General features: G+C 39.2%; 18 protein-coding genes. 17 read left to right on the top strand and 1 reads right to left on the bottom strand.

The genetic code is table 11. The features are described from left to right. The first annotated feature begins 48 nt into the window (after positions 1 to 48). The 7 genes from NQ540_RS08270 to NQ540_RS08240 all read left to right on the top strand — a co-directional run bounded on the left by NQ540_RS08270 (position 49) and on the right by NQ540_RS08240 (position 5,979). On the top strand, positions 49 to 732 hold the full coding sequence (locus tag NQ540_RS08270) for a response regulator transcription factor (RefSeq protein ID WP_005606156.1): 684 nt from the start codon (positions 49 to 51) through the stop codon (positions 730 to 732). Beyond that, positions 729 to 1,727, top strand: coding sequence for a sensor histidine kinase (locus NQ540_RS08265; RefSeq protein WP_005606154.1), 999 nt, complete (start codon positions 729 to 731; stop codon positions 1,725 to 1,727). Before NQ540_RS08270 ends, NQ540_RS08265 begins: the two co-directional genes overlap by 4 nt. A 129-nt stretch (positions 1,728 to 1,856) precedes the next feature. Further along, on the top strand, positions 1,857 to 2,753 hold the full coding sequence (gene rapZ, locus NQ540_RS08260; RefSeq protein WP_005606151.1) for an RNase adapter RapZ: 897 nt from the start codon (positions 1,857 to 1,859) through the stop codon (positions 2,751 to 2,753). Beyond that, positions 2,750 to 3,793 carry a gluconeogenesis factor YvcK family protein gene (locus NQ540_RS08255; RefSeq protein WP_005606148.1) on the top strand — a complete coding sequence of 348 codons (1,044 nt, stop codon included), beginning with the start codon at positions 2,750 to 2,752 and terminating at the stop codon, positions 3,791 to 3,793. The genes rapZ and NQ540_RS08255 overlap by 4 nt, the downstream gene beginning before the upstream one ends. 38 nt (positions 3,794 to 3,831) lie before the next feature. Then, a complete protein-coding gene (gene whiA / locus NQ540_RS08250) occupies positions 3,832 to 4,809 on the top strand; it encodes a DNA-binding protein WhiA (RefSeq protein WP_005606146.1) in 978 nt (325 codons plus the stop codon). A 48-nt stretch (positions 4,810 to 4,857) separates the two neighbouring features. Beyond that, positions 4,858 to 5,235, top strand: a complete 378-nt coding sequence (locus NQ540_RS08245) for a single-stranded DNA-binding protein (RefSeq protein WP_005606144.1) — start codon at positions 4,858 to 4,860, stop codon at positions 5,233 to 5,235. A 54-nt stretch (positions 5,236 to 5,289) separates the two neighbouring features. Continuing rightward, positions 5,290 to 5,979, top strand: a complete 690-nt coding sequence (locus NQ540_RS08240) for a DUF554 domain-containing protein (RefSeq protein WP_005606141.1) — start codon at positions 5,290 to 5,292, stop codon at positions 5,977 to 5,979. A gap of 44 nt (positions 5,980 to 6,023) precedes the next feature. Here NQ540_RS08240 and NQ540_RS08235 read toward each other — a convergent pair whose 3' ends face one another. Further along, on the bottom strand, positions 6,024 to 6,998 hold the full coding sequence (locus NQ540_RS08235) for an L-lactate dehydrogenase (RefSeq protein ID WP_005606138.1): 975 nt from the start codon (positions 6,996 to 6,998) through the stop codon (positions 6,024 to 6,026). Between the two features lie 200 nt (positions 6,999 to 7,198). Between NQ540_RS08235 and pth the strand changes: the two genes are divergently transcribed. The 10 genes from pth (at position 7,199) to ftsH (ending at position 19,457) form a co-directional block, all read left to right on the top strand. Continuing rightward, entirely contained in the window at positions 7,199 to 7,759 is a 561-nt protein-coding gene (pth, locus tag NQ540_RS08230) for an aminoacyl-tRNA hydrolase (RefSeq protein ID WP_039848942.1), read from the top strand. Between the two features lie 69 nt (positions 7,760 to 7,828). Further along, complete coding sequence (mfd, locus tag NQ540_RS08225; protein WP_005606133.1) at positions 7,829 to 11,371, top strand: transcription-repair coupling factor; 3,543 nt, start codon at positions 7,829 to 7,831, stop codon at positions 11,369 to 11,371. After that, positions 11,352 to 12,971, top strand: coding sequence for a putative polysaccharide biosynthesis protein (locus NQ540_RS08220; RefSeq protein ID WP_039848941.1), 1,620 nt, complete (start codon positions 11,352 to 11,354; stop codon positions 12,969 to 12,971). Before mfd ends, NQ540_RS08220 begins: the two co-directional genes overlap by 20 nt. Next, the gene (locus NQ540_RS08215) at positions 12,958 to 13,233 is read left to right on the top strand and encodes an RNA-binding S4 domain-containing protein (RefSeq protein ID WP_039848940.1); all 276 of its coding nucleotides are present in this window, start codon (positions 12,958 to 12,960) and stop codon (positions 13,231 to 13,233) included. Before NQ540_RS08220 ends, NQ540_RS08215 begins: the two co-directional genes overlap by 14 nt. A 138-nt stretch (positions 13,234 to 13,371) precedes the next feature. Beyond that, complete coding sequence (locus NQ540_RS08210; protein WP_005606127.1) at positions 13,372 to 14,079, top strand: MgtC/SapB family protein; 708 nt, start codon at positions 13,372 to 13,374, stop codon at positions 14,077 to 14,079. A gap of 198 nt (positions 14,080 to 14,277) precedes the next feature. Further along, a complete protein-coding gene (locus NQ540_RS08205; protein ID WP_005606125.1) occupies positions 14,278 to 14,721 on the top strand; it encodes an FtsB family cell division protein in 444 nt (147 codons plus the stop codon). Between the two features lie 68 nt (positions 14,722 to 14,789). Beyond that, complete coding sequence (locus NQ540_RS08200) at positions 14,790 to 15,284, top strand: S1 domain-containing RNA-binding protein (protein ID WP_005606123.1); 495 nt, start codon at positions 14,790 to 14,792, stop codon at positions 15,282 to 15,284. Between the two features lie 63 nt (positions 15,285 to 15,347). Next, entirely contained in the window at positions 15,348 to 16,721 is a 1,374-nt protein-coding gene (tilS, locus tag NQ540_RS08195; protein ID WP_005606120.1) for a tRNA lysidine(34) synthetase TilS, read from the top strand. Further along, a complete protein-coding gene (hpt, locus tag NQ540_RS08190; protein WP_005606114.1) occupies positions 16,708 to 17,250 on the top strand; it encodes a hypoxanthine phosphoribosyltransferase in 543 nt (180 codons plus the stop codon). The genes tilS and hpt overlap by 14 nt, the downstream gene beginning before the upstream one ends. A gap of 101 nt (positions 17,251 to 17,351) precedes the next feature. Beyond that, positions 17,352 to 19,457 carry an ATP-dependent zinc metalloprotease FtsH gene (ftsH, locus tag NQ540_RS08185; RefSeq protein WP_039848938.1) on the top strand — a complete coding sequence of 702 codons (2,106 nt, stop codon included), beginning with the start codon at positions 17,352 to 17,354 and terminating at the stop codon, positions 19,455 to 19,457. The last annotated feature ends 53 nt before the right edge of the window (positions 19,458 to 19,510 follow it).

Raw genomic sequence — 19,510 nt, 5'->3', positions numbered from 1 at the left:
AGTTTTCTGAAAAAACGAAAGATGATACAATGATAGCGAGGTGAGTATATGCAAACAATTATGATTGTAGAAGATGAAAAAGTCATTCGTGATGCGGTGGTATCCGAGTTAGAAAAATGGAATTATGAAGTTGTCGCTGTAGAAGATTTTTCTCAGGTATATACTCAATTTTTATCTGTGAATCCTCAGTTGGTCATTCTCGATATTACATTGCCGTTTTTTAATGGTTATTATTGGTGCCAAGAGATTCGTAAAGTGTCTCAAGTGCCGATTATGTTTTTATCCTCTCACGATCAACCGATGGATATTGTGATGTCGATTAATATGGGTGCAGATGACTATATGACAAAACCTTTTGAACCTAGCGTTCTTGTAGCAAAGATTCAAGGGATGATGCGTAGAAGTTATGAATTTGTACAGCAGAAAGACTGGATAGAGTATAAAGGTGCAACCCTTCAATTAGCAAGCACAAAAGTGAGTTTTAATGGAGAGGAAATAGATCTCTCTAAAAATGAATTAATTGTTCTAAGAGTCTTGTTTGAGAAACAAGGGGATATCGCCACTAGAGAAGAGTTGATGAATCAACTTTGGAATAGTGATTTGTTTGTAGATGACAATACTCTCTCAGTGACAGTGGCGAGACTTCGTAAAAAGCTAGCTGAAATTGGTTTAGCAAATCTCATCACGACTAAAAAAGGAATTGGGTATGGAATGGCGGAAGAAATTCAATGATGACAAAAAAAGATTTTAGTATTCAATGGCTCAAGTCGCACCATACTTTAATGATTTCATTTGGATGTATCGAAGTGTTTTCGGCGATATTTGCATTGGTGTTTAACTGGGGCGGTACAGGAGCTTTCTACTATTTATTTTTATTAGGATTGTTCCTATGCTTTATTTTGTTTATTTTGCTCTGGCATGGCTGGAGAAAATATAAAAGCATGGTGAAAGCTTTGAATCAGCAAGCGAGATCCTTGGAAGAAGAGTTTTCTCCTATGATCCATCTTCTCTTTGAAAAGAATCAAGATTTAACGCAAGAAATGCAGCAGTTAAAGACCAAAATGCAACAAAGTAGAAAAGAAGATATTGATTATTACACGCTTTGGGCGCACCAGATTAAAACGAGTATTGCGTCCAGCCAACTCTTAATTCGGAACCTTCCACAAACTGCGGAAAAGTCCATGTTGGAACAAGAATTGGTACGAATTACAGCCTACACGGAATTGGCATTGCACTATGTACGGATGGAAACTTTCCATAGAGATTTGGATTTACAAAAGGTAAAGATAGATGAAATACTCCATCCTGTCATCAAAAAATACGCCACATTCTTCATTCATAAGAAGTTGAAATTACAATATATTCCTATTGATGAGGTAGTCGTAACGGATAAGAAATGGCTAGGGGTCATTGTGGAGCAAGTATTGTCCAATGCGGTTAAGTATACTCCGGATGGGGGAAGGATTGAGATTACTTTCGATAAGGATGTACTAACTATTAAAGATACAGGAATTGGAATTGCTTCTCATGATCAAACTCGAATTTTTGAAAGAGGATTTAGTGGATTCAATGGAAGAGTAAACCATCAATCGACTGGACTAGGGCTCTATTTATCTAGTGAAATTGCAAAGAAATTAGGAGTTACTTTAAGCGTCGATTCTACTGTTGGAGAAGGAACCGCGATTCATATTCAGATTCCTAAAGAAGGTTTACAAGTCAAAGATTAGAGAAGGGAAGACTTCCCTTCTTTTTATTTTGTATGTTTTGTTCAATTGAAATTTTCATAAACATTAACGATGACACGCCCGGATATGTTATAATTAAAAAGGTTATTATATCTGATAAAAGATAGGAGAATGACAATGACAGTAGATCAATTAGAATTAGTCGTCATTACAGGAATGAGCGGTGCAGGAAAAACCGTTGCTATGCAAAGTTTTGAAGATATGGGATATTTCTGTGTCGATAATATGCCGCCAAGTTTATTACCAAAATTTTGGGAATTAGTGAAAGAATCAGGAAAAATTACAAAGATTGCGCTCGTAATCGATTTACGTTCTCGTGCGTTCTTTGATGAAATCATGTCTGCAATCGCTGGACTAGATAATACTTCCTTTATTACCACAAAAATTTTATTTTTAGAAGCGAGTGATGATGCATTAGTCTCTCGTTATAAAGAAACTAGAAGAACTCACCCATTAGCTGGGGAAGGGCGTATTTATGATGGAATTATTGCGGAGCGTCGCTTACTACAAGATATTAAGACTCGCTCGCAAAAAGTCATTGATACAACGAATTTATCTCCTCGTCAGTTACGTGAAGAAATCATGCAAGCTTTCTCTAATGGACAAGAGGGTGTGTTTACGATTCAAGTGATGTCCTTTGGCTTTAAATATGGATTACCGATTGATGCAGATGTAGTGATGGATGTTCGTTTCTTACCAAACCCACACTATATTCCAGAGTTACGTCCTTTGACTGGATTAGATGAACCGGTTTATGACTATGTAATGAGTCAGCCAGAAGCGAAGACGTTCTATCATAAATTGATGGACTTACTGGACTTCTCAATTCCGGGCTACAAGAAAGAAGGGAAATCAAGCGTAACAATTGCGATTGGATGTACAGGTGGACAACACCGTTCGGTAGCTTTTGCTGAACGAATTGGCCGTGAATTATTATCCGACTCTTATAATGTGAAAATTTCTCATCGTGACAAAGATCGTCGTAAAGAAGGGAATGGACGCTCATGATGTTTGAGGTAACACCAAACCCTCCGAGGAAGAAAAAGGGCCCGAAAATTACGGTAATTGGAGGAGGAACGGGACTCCCTGTTCTCCTTAGAAATCTCCGCAAGCGTGATGCAGAAGTCACTGCAATCGTAACAGTTGCTGATGATGGTGGAAGTTCAGGAGTTATCAGGGACTATATGAACGTTGTCCCACCAGGAGATATTCGAAATTGCATGATTGCTCTTTCGCCAATGAATCCCTTGCAAAAAGAAATCTTCCAATACCGTTTCAATTCGGATGATCAGTTCTTTGCTGGACATGCGATTGGGAACTTGATTATTGCGGCATTAACGGAAATGCGTGGGAATAATATTTTTGATGCTATTCGTTTACTGTCTCGAATGATGGCGGTTGAAGGGCATGTTTATCCAGCGGCAGAAGAACCTTTATTACTTCGTGCGGAGTTTAAAGATGGTACGATTGTAGATGGGGAATCTAAATTAGTGAAATTACGCAAAAAAATTAAAAAAGTTTCGGTTCACTGTTATGATGAAAATCGCCAATTAGATGAACGTCGCACTCCTATGGCAGCTAGAGAAGTGATTAATGCCATTATGGAAGCAGATATGGTCGTGTTGGGGCCGGGTAGTCTATACACAAGCATTCTGCCAAACCTCATGATTAGTGATATTGGTGAAGCAGTCTGTGAAACGAATGCAGAAGTCGTGTATATTTGTAACATCATGACCCAATTAGGGGAGACCGAGCAATTTACGGATGCTGATCATGTGCGCGTCTTACATGAACATTTAGGAACGGAATTTATTGATACCGTTCTTGTGAATACAGAGGAAGTACCGGAAGAATATTTAAGCCAACAAAAGAATGAAGAATATCTTTATCAGGTAAAATATGACTTCCAAGGGTTAAGAGACCAAGGATGTCGCGTGATTTCATCAGACTTTATTCGTCTTCGTGAAAATGGGGTATACCATGACGGGGAAAAAGTGATTGATGAATTATTCCGTCTCTTACAAAGTGCAAAAACTGAAAATAATTAAGGAAAAGGAGCCAAGGCTTGTCTTTTGGCTCCTTCATTATGACAAAAAGAGAAAGGAGGAACAAACGAGTGTCCTTATTATCTTTTGCTGCAGAAACAAAACAAGAGTTAACACAGCTAGAAGTGCAATATGATTATTCCAAATACGAATTAGCGGCGCTTATTCGTATGAATGGTGCGGTTGGGATTTTAAATCGCCAATTAATCTTAAATATTCAAACGGAAAATGCAGCCATTGCTAGACGTATTTATATTTTATTGAAAAAGTATTATCAAGTTGAGAGTGAGCTCTTGGTTCGACGCAAAATGAAGCTAAAGAAAAACAATGTTTATATTGTACGTCTGAAACATGGAACGGAAGAAATTTTAGAAGATTTGAATATCAAATCAAGCGGATTATTCAATATGCGCGTTCCAGAAAATATTAGAGACGATGAAGAAAAAATGCGTGCGTATCTTCGAGGCGCTTTTCTAGCAGGAGGATCCATTAATGATCCAAAGACGAGCCGTTATCATCTAGAAATCTACTCTATTTATGAAGAACACAATGATGATATTTGCCAGATGATGAATGCTTTTGGATTGAATGCTAGAACGATTGAGCGTCGAAAAGGATATATCACTTATTTAAAAGAAGCAGAGAAAATTGCGGACTTTTTAGCGGTGATTCACGCATCGAATGCCATGCTTCATTTTGAAGATATTCGTATTATTCGAGATATGAGAAATACAGCTAACCGCCTTGTGAATTGCGAAAATGCAAATATCAATAAGGTAGTTAATGCCGCAACTCGTCAAATTGAAGAGATTCAATATATCGAAGATACGGTAGGATTAGATTCCTTACCGGATAAATTATCCGAAATCGCAAAAATCCGATTAGAAAATCCGGAAATTAGTTTGAAAGAATTAGGGGAGATGCTTCCTTCTGGTCCAATCTCAAAATCGGGAGTGAATCATAGACTTCGAAAAATCTCGGAATTTGCTCAAAACCTAAAAGAAGAAAAATCCAATTAAAAGGAGGGAACGTAGCTTACTATAGAAAAACTATAGGAGGTAGGTTCCATGAATTTAGTATCTTTAATTGGTCGTGTTGTCAAAGAGGTGGAAGTACAACAGCTTCAACCTTCAGGAAAAAGTGTGTTTAATAATACAATTGCTGTGCAAAATGTATATCGAAACAATGATGATTCTTATCATTCACACTTCATTCAAGTGGTCGCTTGGGGCAAAATTGCAGAACGGATCGGCAAGTTTGTCAGAAAAGGAGACCGGATTGGAGTAGAAGGAAGACTGAATACCCGTCGCTATACGAACAAGAACCATCAAGAAGTTTACGTTACCGAAGTTGTTATTGAACAAGTATATTTTTTAGAAAGAAAGCACGAAACAGAGGAGATAGAATCTCCGTTTGAAGATCCACAAAGTCTTTTTGTGGAATAGCGTTAAGGAGAAAAATTCCTTCGCGTCATAGATTTAGAATGAAGGAGTTTTTCAGTGATTATTTTAATAAATGGAGTAGCTATTGCAGTAGGGGCGATTGTGGGAGTATTTCTCAGAAATATTATCGCAGATCGTTTTTCCCAACATATTATGCAAGGTTTAGCTCTTTGTGTATTTTTAGTAGGAATTAAAGGAGCCATTCAAATTCCTAGTAGTATGATTATGATTTTATCGCTCGTTTGTGGAGCGCTCGTAGGTGAAGGCGTTCAAATGGAGGAGCGTGTTCGTAAATTTGCGGATTGGCTTCAAGAGAAGACTTCAAAAGGAAAAGAAACAAATGTCAATTTAGGAGAAGGATTTGTCGCAGCAGTGATGATTTTCTGTGTAGGAGCCTTGGCTACAATGGGGTCGATTCAATTAGGTTTGACCGGAGAGCCAAGTTTACTTCAAACTAAATCCATTTTAGATGGCATTACTTCGATATTTCTTGCTGCAACTGAAGGGATTGGCGTTGGCCTATCATCTGTAGCTGTGATTGCATATGAATTAATTCTAGTAGGATTATCGCAATTTGTATCTCCTTATTTAAGTGAGACAGTCACAGTTTCTATGTCTGCAGTGGGGTCCTTACTGTTAGTTGGCTTAGCGATGAATCTTTTAGGGATTACAAAGATAAAAGTCCTTAATTTCTTGCCCGCTATTTTCATGCCTATTATAATCGTGCCCATTTTAACGATGTTTTAATGAAAAAAACTGAGTCGATAAAATCGACTCAGTTTTCTTTTTGATTAGTTATTTTCTGCTTCTAGTTTTTCAAAAGCATCATTTAAGATGGATTTCAATGTTTTTGCAGATAAGTTCATTTTCTCTTGTTCAGAGTCTGCTAGAGGGATTTCGATGATTTGACGAATCCCTTCACGACCAATAACGGCTGGGGCACCGATATAAATATCATCTTGTCCATATTGACCTTCAAGATATACCGATAATGGGAAAATCGCTTGTTCATTATTTAAGATGGCTTTTGTAATACGTGCTAAAGTAGCACCGATACCGTAGTAAGTCGCCCCTTTTTTAGCGATAATTTCGTAAGCTGCATCACGCACTTGGAAGAATACTTCGACTAATTTTTCTTCATCTACATGTGGATTTTGACGAACCCATTCATAGATTTGTAAACCACCGACATTTGTATGAGACCAAACTGGGAATTCAGTATCTCCGTGTTCACCCATGATATATCCGTGAACATTACGAGCGTCAACACCCACTAATTCAGCAATCGTTTGACGGAAACGAGCACTATCTAAAGAAGTACCGGAACCGATAACACGTTCTTTTGGAAGTCCAGAGAATTTCCAAGTTGCATAAGTTAAGATATCCACAGGGTTTGAAGCCATTAGGAAGATTCCATCAAATCCACTAGCCATAATAGAATCTACAATGTTTTTCAAAATCTTTAAGTTTTTAGAGACTAAATCCAAGCGAGTTTCACCTGGTTTTTGGGCTGCTCCAGCAGTAATACATACAATATCTGCATCGTGGCAGTCTTCGTATGTTGCTGCGTAAATCTTTTTAGGGGCATTGAAAGCTAAGGCATGTGATAAGTCTAACGCATCGCCTTCTGTTTTTTCGAAATTGATATCAATGATTCCAAGTTCTTCCGCAATCCCCTGTAATACAAGAGCGTAAGCGTAACTAGAACCAACGGCACCATCACCGACTAAAATTACTTTATTACCATGTTTTTGAGATTTTTCCATGTTCATACCTCCTAAAAAATTAGTAATGGAATATCCATAAATAAGTATAGCACGATTTCCTGAAAATTGATTTTCATAAGGCCTTTATTATGATAAATAATACATAAAAAACACAATTTCGTGAAAAAGTGAATTAATAACGGGAAGTTGTGGGGGTATGGTATAATAGCAAAATAGAAGAAAAAAGAATAGGTGAAAGTATGAAATTAGTCGTTGGTCTAGGGAATCCCGGAGCAAAGTATAAAGGGACCAGACATAATGTCGGATTCATGACAATGGACGAAGTGGCCTATCAAGAAAAATTTGATTTTGATAAAGCACTTTTCGATGCAGTATTTGCACAGGGCCAAATGGGCGGAGAAAAAGTCATCTTCATGAAGCCCTTGACGTTTATGAATTTATCAGGGGAAGCGATTCGACCATTGATGAATTATTATAAAATAGGGATTGAAGATCTTTTAGTCGTTTATGATGATATGGATCTGCCGGTTGGAAAGATTCGTCTTCGTCAAAAAGGTAGCGCTGGTGGCCATAATGGGATGAAGAGTATTATTTCCTGCCTCGGGACAAGTGAGTTTAACAGAATTAAGGTTGGGGTTGGCCGTCCTAAAGAGGGACGTACTGTCGTAGGACATGTGCTCAACCGGTTTGAAAAAGAGGAAGAAGAGGACATTATTTTTGCAGTGCAAAAGAGTGTCGATGCGATTCGTTCGTGGATTGATACGGATGATTTTGTTAAAACCATGAATCAATTTAATTAAAAAAATAGAAGAAGAGATGCTGCGAAGTTTTTCGCGGTCTCTTTTTGTCGTTAGAAAAAGGAGAAATTTATGCAATTATTGCACCAAACAATCAGTAAACTGAAAGGATTTAAAGAGTGGTTCGATACTCTCAGTCTCCACGAGAGTCAATTGGTTCTAGGACTCAGTGGTTCTGTAAAACACTTGGCCGAGTCGTGCGCATTTGAGAAATTAGATAAGCAATTAGTGATTGTGACGCCAACGCTCTTACAAGCAACGCAGACTTATGAGGAATTATCAGAGTGGTATGATGAGGATATTGTTCATCTCTTCCCGGTAGAAGAGTCGCTTGCCGCGGATTTTTCAGTGGTGTCACCAGATGTGGTGAGCCAACGCATTCGCACGCTTGATTTTCTAAGCCGCGGACAAAAGGGAATCGTCATTGTGCCATTATCAGGAATTCAAAAGCTCTTAGTTCCAGCAGCGTTATGGAAGAAGAGTTCGATTGAACTTGCGATGGGGTCTGAAATTGAATCGATGGATGCTTTTGTGGAGCGGTTAGTGGAATTAGGATATCGTCGTGAAAATATGGTCGCGACTCCTGGTGAATTTGCGCTTCGTGGAAGTATCGTCGATATTTATCCGCTCGACCAAGAATATCCACTTCGTCTTGATTTCTTTGATACAGAAGTGGATTCGATTCGCGCATTTAATGCGGAGACACAACGTTCGATGGATGTGATTGAAGAAGTGCGAATCTTACCCGCCACAGACTTACCTCTGCAAAAGGAAGCCGTTTGGAAGGCGCAAACGAAAATTCACGCGCTCTATGATAAGGACGTGAAGTCTTCCCAAAGTCCAGAGCGCAGAGACCAAGTGTCGAGTATTCAACAAGCTATCGATGCACAATTAGAAAATGGAGAGATTCCTTCAAACTTACCGTACTTCTTGGAATGTATTTATCCTGAGAAGACTAGTTTATTAGATTATGTTTCTAAAGATGCGTACCTCATTATTGATGATTACGCTCGTTTTATCGAAAAGAGTAAATCGTTAGAAGAAGAGGCTGGCTATTGGAAGACGCACCATATCGAAACAGGTGCGATTGCGTCTGGATTGTCTCTCGTTCAAGATGGACGAAAATTGTTAAAGGAGAGTCCTCTTAAGAGAACGTATTTAGCCATTTTCCAAAAAGGACTCGGACGACTATCTCTCGATGCGATTCATCCGATTACGACTCGCACGATGACACAGTTCTTCTCGCAAATGCCGATGGTGAAAGTCGAAGCGGACCGCTGGAAGAAACAAGGCGCAACAGTCATCGTTTTAGTCGATGATGCCAAACGTGCACAAAAAGTAGAACAAACCTTTGCCGATTTTGATATCAAGAGTGTGATTTCAAACGGGACTGTACTAGAAGGGCAACTTCAAATCATGGTCGGCAAGATGCACAATGGATTTGAACTGCCAGAAGACAAATTTGCTATTTTAACGGAACGCGAATTATTTAATAAACTCACAAAACGTGCTCCGAGAAATCAAAAAATATCGAATGCGGAACGCTTGAAGAGCTACACCGAGTTAGCTGTTGGAGACTATGTAGTTCACGTGAATCACGGGGTCGGTGTGTATCAAGGGATGGAGACGCTCGAAATCGGCGGCATTCACCAAGACTACATGTCGATTCATTACCAAGATGGCGGGAATTTATTCGTTCCAGTTTCTCAAATTAAGCTCGTTCAAAAATACGTGTCGTCTGATGCCAAAGTACCAAAACTCAATAAATTAGGTGGTACGGAATGGGCGAAAACAAAACGAAAAGTGGCTGCGAAGATTGAAGATATCGCTGATGAACTGATTGAATTATACGCAAAACGCGACGCCGAAAAAGGCTATGCGTTTAGCCGCGATACTGTGGAACAACAAGAATTCGAGCAAGCCTTTCCTTACACGGAGACTCAAGACCAACTGCGAAGTGTGGCAGAGATTAAGGAAGACATGCAAAAGGACAAACCGATGGACCGTCTGCTTGTAGGCGACGTTGGATACGGGAAGACGGAGGTAGCGATGCGTGCGGTCTTCAAAGCCGTAATGGATGGGAAGCAAGCAGCTGTTCTTGTTCCGACAACGATTCTCGCCGAGCAACATTACGAGAATTTTGTTCAACGATTTTCTGACTATCCGTTTAAGATTGGTTTACTGAGTCGATTCCGAAGTAAGAAAGAACAAGAAGAAACCATTAAAAAGCTTCGAAAAGGATCAGTGGATATCGTGATTGGGACACATCGTCTTCTTTCAAAAGATGTGCAATTTTTAGATTTAGGACTCCTCATTGTCGATGAAGAACAACGTTTTGGTGTGAAACATAAGGAGCGTTTGAAACAATTGAAATCGCAAGTGGACGTATTGACGCTAACAGCAACGCCAATTCCACGCACACTCCATATGTCGATGCTTGGGGTGCGTGATTTATCCGTCATCGAAACGCCACCAGCAAACCGATATCCGGTCCAAACCTTTGTGATGGAACAAAACCCAATGACGATTCGAGACGGAATCGAACGCGAGATGGCTCGTGGCGGACAAGTCTTCTATTTATATAATCGAGTTGAGACGATTGAGAAGAAGGCCGATGAACTGAGAGTTTTGGTTCCAGGTTGTCGTGTCGGTGTAATTCATGGTCAAATGAGTGAAACGACGCTGGAAAATATTCTCTTCCAATTTATCGAAGGGGAATACGATGTCTTAGTAACAACGACGATTATCGAAACCGGAGTCGATATTCCAAACGTAAACACGCTCTTTATTGAAAATGCAGACTACATGGGACTTTCTCAATTGTATCAATTGCGTGGACGTGTTGGCCGTACGAATCGTATTGCCTATGCATACCTCATGTATCAACCAGATAAAGTCTTAACCGAAGTCAGCGAGAAGCGACTCCAAGCGATGCGCGACTTTACAGAACTTGGATCTGGATTCAAGATTGCCATGCGTGACTTATCGATTCGTGGGGCAGGGAATTTACTTGGAAAACAACAGCATGGATTTATCGATTCGGTCGGATTTGATTTATATTCTCAATTATTAAGTGAAGCCGTGTTGAAGAAACAAGGAAAAGAAGTGAAGTCGGACGAAGAAACCGTCGAAATCGACTTGCAGATTGATGCGTATATTCCTGCAAGTTATATTCAAGATGAACGCCAAAAAATCGAGATGTACAAACGGATTCGTTCAATTGATAGCGTGGAAGCTTATGAAGAACTGCTCGATGACTTTATAGACCGCTTCGGGGACTTCCCAGATGAAGTTAGTGCATTAGCGGAAGTTGGATTGATTAAACATTACGCGAATGAAATTAACGCTGTTTCGATTAAGCGTAAAGACAATTCGGTGACGATTACGATTGCCCAGCCAACTGCAACTCGTTTGCAAGGGGTGCCTGTCTTTGAGGCGCTTGGTCCAGTGAAATTACCAGCACAAGTGGCCAACAAGGGCGAAAGTCTTCAGATTTTATTAAATATCACGCAAAAGCCTGTTGACTTATGGCTTGAGCAAGTTAAACTGTTTGTAAAAACATGCGGGGAAATTCTAGCCCGCGATGAGGAAAAACATGAAGAAAATCAACAGTAAAGGGATGATGCAAGGGGCAATTGCGCTTTCGATTGCTGCATTTATTGCAAAAATTTTAAGCGCTGTATACCGAGTTCCTTTCCAAAACATGGTCGGAAACACTGGGTTTTATGTATACCAGCAGGTGTATCCTATTTATGGAATCGGCATGACCTTTGCATTAACAGGATTCCCGGTATTCGTTTCAAATGTGGTTGCGGAATACTTGGAGTCGACACATTTAAAGAAATTATTGAAGCAGCTATTCGTGATTTCTAGCCTCATTGGAGTGGGGATTTTTGCCTTCCTCCATTTGGGGGCTGGAATGATTGCCCGCTGGATGGGTGACGTTGAACTATTGCCGGTCGTCCAAAGCGTTTCCTGGATGTTTCTATTGATGCCATTTTTGGTCATCACAAGAGGGTATTTCCAAGGAAGTTTTCGGATGATGCCAACTGCCATCTCACAAGTGGTGGAGCAGGTCGTTCGTGTCGCGGTGATTCTCTTTGTGGCGAGTCTGTTTGGTAGCACCATTTCAGACTATTACACGATGGGGACATGGGCGATGTCGAGTGCGACGATTGCGGCAGTGTTTGCAATACTTGTGATGCTTTATTATGCATATCAGGAAACGAAAGATCCGCTCGACGCCTTGACGATTTCACCAGTAGAAATGGAAGTTCCAACTTTTGGGCATCTCTTTAAACGCTTTGCCTTTGAAGGAGGAACCATCTGTCTCCTTAGTTCGATTTTAGTCTTGTTCCAATTGGTGGATTCATTCTCTGTGTACAATGTCTTAACGGACCAAGGAATGATTCCGGAAGTGGCGAAAGACCTGAAAGGAATTTACGACCGTGGACAACCGCTTGTTCAATTAGGAATGGTAGTTGGAGTAGGATTTTCGTCGAGCTATATGCCGATGTTATCGCGTGCCTTCAAGAAAGGCCACGACTTAGAGTTTAAGAGATTATCTGCGTCTCTTCTTCGAATGACGATGACTTTCTCACTCGTTGCTACGATGGGGATGATTGCCATCTTGCCGTGGTTAAATACTGCACTCTTTGGAGATGCGAATGGACAGGCAGTGCTGCTTGTTTATATCACAAGTATTTTCTTTGCGTCAGTCATTATGTCGCTGCACGGCATTTTCCAAAGCCAGCATCAATATCCAAAGACGCTTCTGGCACTCGTAGCAGGACTCGTAGTGAAAGCTGGTACGAATTACTTATTCGTAGCGATGTTTGGAACACTTGGTGCCAGCCTTGCGACGGCGCTCGGATTATGTGTCATGATGGGCGTGATGATGGCTTTTGCAAAAGACATTTTTATAAGTGTGTTGCATGAAGGAAATTTCATACAGCTTCTTACTGGAATTGCGATAGGAATGACTGTTATCGTGTCGATATTATCCTACGGTACGTGGCACTTTGCAGGACTTCAAGATTCTAGAACGATGGCTTTTGTATTTTCATTGTTCTATGCCTTCGTCGGAGTAGCACTCTTCTTAGCTGGAACGATGAAATGGAATTTATTTACAAAACGCGAATGGGTGCTAATCCCTAAAGGAAAAACCTTGCTTAGAAAATTTAGTAGAAAAGAGGAAAATGATGAGACTCGATAAGTTTTTAAAAGTATCCCGATTAATTAAACGTCGTACAGTGGCCAAAGAAGTAGCCGATAAAGGACGTGTGTTTATTAATGATAAAGTGGCGAAATCTTCAACGGACGTAAAAGTTGGCGACAAAATCGCGATTCAATTCGGGAACAAACATGTCTTAGTACAAGTGGAAGCGTTGATGGATTCAACAAGAAAAGAAGACGCTAAAGAAATGTTTACGATTTTAGAAGAAAAATTCATTAAAGAAGAAAACACAAATTTATAAAATGAATCTAAAACTAGGTTCTCTCATTTGAGGGAGCTTAGTTTTTATCTAAAAATGTATGCGTTTTCTGTTGACTTCCATTGCAGAAAGGGGTATGATGAATAGTACTTTTTAAAAAGGACTAAAGGAGGAGAAACCATGGATTTACATGCCATAAATATATTGCAACCATTCAATGGATGGATGGAATTACGTCATTTTTTGGCTATTTTTATATCATGCGCATGTGGATTAGCGATTGGTTATGAGCGTACCTCTAGAAATAAACAAGCGGGTGTGAAAACGCACATGATTGTGGCGTTAACTTCTTGTTTGATGATGATTATTTCAAAAGAAGCTTTTTTAGATACTCCAAACTATGATACGGCTCGTGTAGCTGCTCAAGTGGTCAGCGGGATCAGCTTTATTGGAGGGGGAATCATCTTCATGCGTGATAAACGCGTAAGTGGTTTGACTACAGCCTCTGGAATTTGGGCAACTTCAGGGATTGGACTTGCAATTGGTGGGGGATTCTGGTTCTTTGGGGCATTATGCTCAGCCGTTATCGTCATCGTGCAAAAACTTGCGTATGAGCCTTTATTACAAGGGAAAAGCCGTCAGGTAAATATTTACTGTGAAATTCCAAATCCAACAATTGTACAATCTATTTATAATTATTGTCATTTTGGGGATTATCAATCCATACAAGTTGAAGCTAGAGAATTAGACGATGAGAAGTATGAACTAGTAATTCGTATTCAAAATGATGAAGAGATTGTCATTGAAAACTTGAAAAATTACATTCGTGAAACGGAAAATCAAGTCGTAATAAAGCGTGTTAAATTACGGACTGAAGATGTGAATTAATTTTTTTGATGCCGCAGAGAGCTTATCTGCGGTATTTATTTTTAAAGAAATCGTTTTTAAGAAATTTTAGAAGGAAAGTCCATCCTTAAAAAACAGGGATAATCATAAAAAAATAAAAAAATTCTTAGTGTTATCATAGACGATAAGGCTCATTCTTGTTATACTCATTGTGTATAAGTTAAAAAGGAGACAATTAAGGTGAAGCAACAAAATCAATCCACAAATTCGAATATCGTTTCTATCAACCAAAAAAGAAAACAAAAAACTTCTTCGCCAGTTTGGAAAAGTCATTCACTAGTAACCAAACTGATTGTGATTGCATTAATTGCCATATCCGGAGTGATGATTGTCGGTATTGGGAATCAATTACAACAGGCGAATCAATTAGATCAAAAGATCGAAAAGGCAAAAGCTGAAAAAGAATTCGCTGAAAAACAAAAAGAATCTTTAACACAGCAAGTTGAACTTCTTCAAAGCGATGAATACATTGCGAAGTTAGCGCGTAGTGAATACTATTTAAGCAAAAATGGTGAAATTATTTTTAGTACGCCTAACGACACTGCTGAAAACAAAGCGCAACAAGTCAAAGAAGAAGTGGAACAAGGGGAAACGGTTGTTAAAGTAACCACACAAAACCGATAAGGCAACGAACCCTTTTTATACGTGAGCGTGTATAAAAAGGATAAAAATGAAGGAGGAACGCTTTTTATATGTCAATCGAAGTAGGAAACGTAATCCCAGGTAAAGTTACTGGAATTACAAATTTTGGAGTTTTTGTCGATTTAGGAGATCGTAAAACAGGTCTTGTTCACATCAGTGAGGTTTCAGATTCGTTTATCCAAGATATCAAAGAAGTTTTGAAGGTTGGAGACGAAGTTAAAGTGAAAGTCATGACAATTGCTGACGACGGCAAAATTAGTTTATCGATTCGTCGTGCCGTTGATAAACCAAAGGAAGATTCTGAAGATAAATCTAAAAACAAAAAAACTTTCACACCACGTAATCAAGATTCACAAGATTTCAAGAAAAATCGCTTTGCTGGGAAATCAGCTGCTCCATATGAAAAGAAATCTCCTTCGCAATCAAAGGCAACTGATTTTGATTCATTAATGAGTTCCTTCTTGAAAGACTCTGAAGATCGTTTAACTTCATTGAAACGTAACACTGAAGGGAAACGTGGAGGCCGTGGCGGTCGCCGTTCATAATGACTATCCTAATCTCTTCTAGTACATGCTAGAGGAGATTTTTTTGACAGAAAGGAGAGACCTATGCAACATCAATTTGCCAGCTTATTTAGAAAAAGAGTACCTGAGTATACTCATCAAAAATATGTTCTCGCTGTATCGGGCGGAGTCGATTCGATGGTCTTGTTGAATGCGATGGCTCTCTTGTTCGAAGACCATGCGAAAGACCATATTGTGGTTGCACATGTGAACTATGGACTTCGAGCACAATCGATGGATGAAGAACAATTAGTCCGTCGTTTTTGTAAATCGCGTCAAATTCCATTTGAAATAAAAAATTTTAAGGAAACGAAGGAAGAAAAAGCTTCAGAAAGTATCTTAAGAAATTTTCGTTATGAATTCTTTGAGGAAGTATTGAAGAAACATCAAGCCCATTATTTAGTAGTAGCACATCACCAAGATGATCAACTCGAAACCATTTTAATGAAGTGGTCTAGAGGAAGTACATTGGAAGGATTGTCCGGGATGAAGGAAATTCGTCAGGTGAAAGGGATGACGATTTTACGCCCCTTCCTATCACTGAATAAAAAAGAGTTATACCAAGAAGCCGAAACACATCAAGTTCCTTATTTAGAAGATGAATCGAATGAATCGGACAATTATACTAGAAATAGATATCGTCATCATGTGGTTCCTTTTCTAAAGGAGGAAAATCCAAATGCCGGAAGTCACTTCCAAAAGAGTGCGCAGATGATTGCGGATGCCGTGGCCTGCTTAATGCCAATTTTAGAGGAAAAACAGGAGCTGTTATTCCAAAAAGGAAAGAAAAGAGTTTTATTCCACCGCGAAGCATTCCTAAAGGAACCTGTAGAAATGCAACGATTACTCTTGCAACAAGTTCTCATCCAAATGGATACAACGATTTCAGTTGTCCAGATGGAACAAATTTTGGAAAAGATAGGTTCGAATAAAGCGCAGCTCACTCTAGATTTGTCAAATGGATGGAAGTTTAAGAAACGTTATGAAGAATGTTTATTTGAAAAAGGAAGACCTAGAGTCGTTCCAAATATTGAATACGTACTCTCCAAGCCAGAAGATACATTAATTCGTCCAAATGAAGATGAACAAATTTTGCTCACAACAGGAAAGACGTCTTCAGAATTTGCTTTTCCAGTGAATAAAGAGGATTTTCCACTAACCATTCGTCATGCAAAAGCTGGAGATAAAATTGCACTGAATGCAGAAGGAACGAAACATCAAAAAATTTCCAGATGGTTTATCAATTCAAAGATTCCGCTTGAAGAACGAAAACAAATTTGGGTTGTGGAGGATGCAGGAAAAAAAATTCGTGCAATTTTAGGTTATCGCTATGCTCATCCGTTGTCCTTTGAGGAGGAAACTGGTAAAATGATTCTATCTTACGAAAACAAAACGAGGTGCACACATGTTAAAAAATGATATGTCAGAAATTTTAGTATCAGAAGAACAATTACAAGAAACAATCAAGAAATTAGGTGCTACTTTAGCGGAAGATTACCGTGGGAAAGATCCGTTAGTCATTTGTATTCTTAAGGGTGCTATTTTCTTTATGGCAGATTTAGTTCGTGCGATGGACTGTAACTTAGAAATTGATTTCATGGATGTATCTAGTTATGGAAATGAATTTGAATCAAGTGGTGAGGTTCGTATTTTAAAAGACTTAGGTCAAAGCGTTAAAGATCGCCATGTGATTATCGTAGAAGATATTATCGATACTGGACGTACTTTAAAACACGTAGTTGAATTATTAAAACACCGTCAAGCAGCAAGTGTAAAAGTAGTCACTTTATTAGATAAACCAGAACGTCGTGAAGAAGCCATCGAAGCAGATTATGTTGGAATTGAAGTTCCAAATAAATTTGTTGTAGGTTATGGATTGGACTTCAAACAATTTTATCGTAATCTCCCTTGTATCGGCGTATTGAAACCAGAATTTTACGAAAATTAAGAATGAGTTAAACTATTCGTCAATAAAAGTCAAATATGTTATGATGGAGCGGTAGTTAAGAATACTATCGTTCTTCTTTTTTAAGAAGATGAGGAGGTCCAATGAATACAAATAATAACCGATCAATTTTTAGATCAAGTTTACTATATATGCTTATTTTCGGTGCGATTGTCATTTTTGTAGGAATGTTCAATGGTAATTCGAAAGGCCCTGTAGCAGATATTTCTTATACAGAATTTATGCAAAGTTTGAAAAAAGGCGAAATTAAAGAATTAAAAATGCAATATTCAAACTCTGTTTATACGATTACTGGGGAATATACAGACCCTAAGGAACAAACTACAGAGGAAGCTAAAAATCAAAATGGATTATCGATTTTTGATAATCGTTCTACAAAGAGTACACAATTTAAAACAACAGTATTGCCAAATGACTCTACTGTAAAAGAAATTAATGAAGCCGCTCAAGCAAAAAATACAAAAGTTGAATCTTTACCAGAAAGTTCTACAGGAGTATGGATTGCTGCTCTTATCCAAGTGGTTATTCCAATGGGGATTTTAGGATTCTTGCTTTATAGCATGTTTATGAGTCAAGGTGGCCAAGGCGGACGTAACAATCCGATGAACTTTGGTAAGAGCCGTGCAACCAATCAGAAGAAACAAAACGTAAAAGTGCGCTTCTCTGATGTAGCCGGTGCCGAAGAAGAAAAACAAGAGCTTGTAGAAGTGGTTGAATTCTTAAAAGACCCACGTAAATTCACAGCGCTTGGTGCTCGTATTCCTGCCGGAGTACTTCTTGAGGGCCCTCCAGGAACAGGGAAAACCCTTCTTGCAAAAGCCGTTGCCGGTGAAGCAAACGTACCTTTCTTCTCGATTTCAGGTTCTGAATTCGTAGAAATGTTCGTAGGGGTTGGGGCAAGTCGTGTGCGTGATTTATTCGAAAACGCGAAGAAAAATGCTCCAGCAATTATCTTTATCGATGAAATCGATGCCGTTGGTCGTCAACGTGGAGCCGGAATGGGTGGCGGACACGACGAACGTGAACAAACATTAAACCAATTACTAGTTGAAATGGACGGGTTCGAAGGAACAGAGGGAATCATCGTGATTGCCGCAACAAACCGTTCAGACGTATTAGACCCAGCCTTACTTCGTCCAGGACGTTTTGACCGTCAAATCTTAGTAGGTCGTCCAGACGTAAAAGGCCGTGAAGCGATTCTGAAAGTACATGCACGCAATAAGAAACTTGCAAAAGACGTGGACTTAAAAGTAATTGCGCAACAAACTCCAGGATTCTCTGGTGCTGAACTTGAAAACTTATTAAACGAAGCAGCTTTAGTAGCCGCTCGTCGTGATAAAACCGCCATTGACGCATTAGACGTGGATGAAGCACATGATCGTGTAATTGCTGGTCCAGCGAAGAAAGATCGTGCTATCAGCAAGAAAGAACGCGAAATGGTGGCTTACCACGAGGCAGGTCATACAATTGTTGGTATGGTCTTAAGCGATGCACGTGTGGTTCATAAAGTAACGATTGTCCCTCGTGGACGCGCTGGCGGGTATGCGATTATGCTTCCAAAAGAAGATCGTTTCTTAATGACAAAAGAAGAATTATTCGAACAAGTAGTTGGACTTCTTGGTGGTCGTGCTGCTGAAGAATTTATCTTTGGCGTGAAGACTACAGGAGCAAGTAACGACTTTGAACAAGCAACAGCTATCGTTCGTAGCATGATTACAGAGTACGGAATGGTGGACGAATTAGGAACGGTTCAATACGAAGGAAATCATCAAGTATTTATCGGACGTGACTATGGTCAAACAAAAGCTTACTCAGATCAAGTGGCCTTTGAAATCGACAATGCAGTACGTCGTATTATGAAAGAAGCTCATGAAAAAGCTCTTCAAATTCTTGAAGAACATAAAGAACAATTAGAATTAATTGCTCAAAAACTTCTAGAATTAGAAACATTAGATGAACGTACCATCAAATCACTTTTTGAAACAGGTGAAATGCCAGCTACAATCGTGGAAGATGAATATCCAAGCGAATCAGAAGCGGCAAGTTTTGAAGAAACAAAAAAAGCCTTAGCAAAACGTGATGCAGAACAAGCAGAAGGTAAAGAGATTCCTGAAGAGGACGAGGAAGTGGAAGTTGCAGATGTAACTGAAGCTCCAAGCGAACTTGAGGGTGAAAACAAAGACGAATAATAGAAAGAAAAAGAGAGCTGAGGCTGTTGTCACAGCTCTTTTCTTTTAAAAGG

This window comes from Granulicatella adiacens ATCC 49175, assembly GCF_025150565.1.
Taxonomy (GTDB): domain Bacteria; phylum Bacillota; class Bacilli; order Lactobacillales; family Aerococcaceae; genus Granulicatella; species Granulicatella adiacens.
The sequence above is the reverse complement of the archived record's forward strand: the minus strand, read 5'-3'. Positions and strand labels throughout refer to the sequence as shown.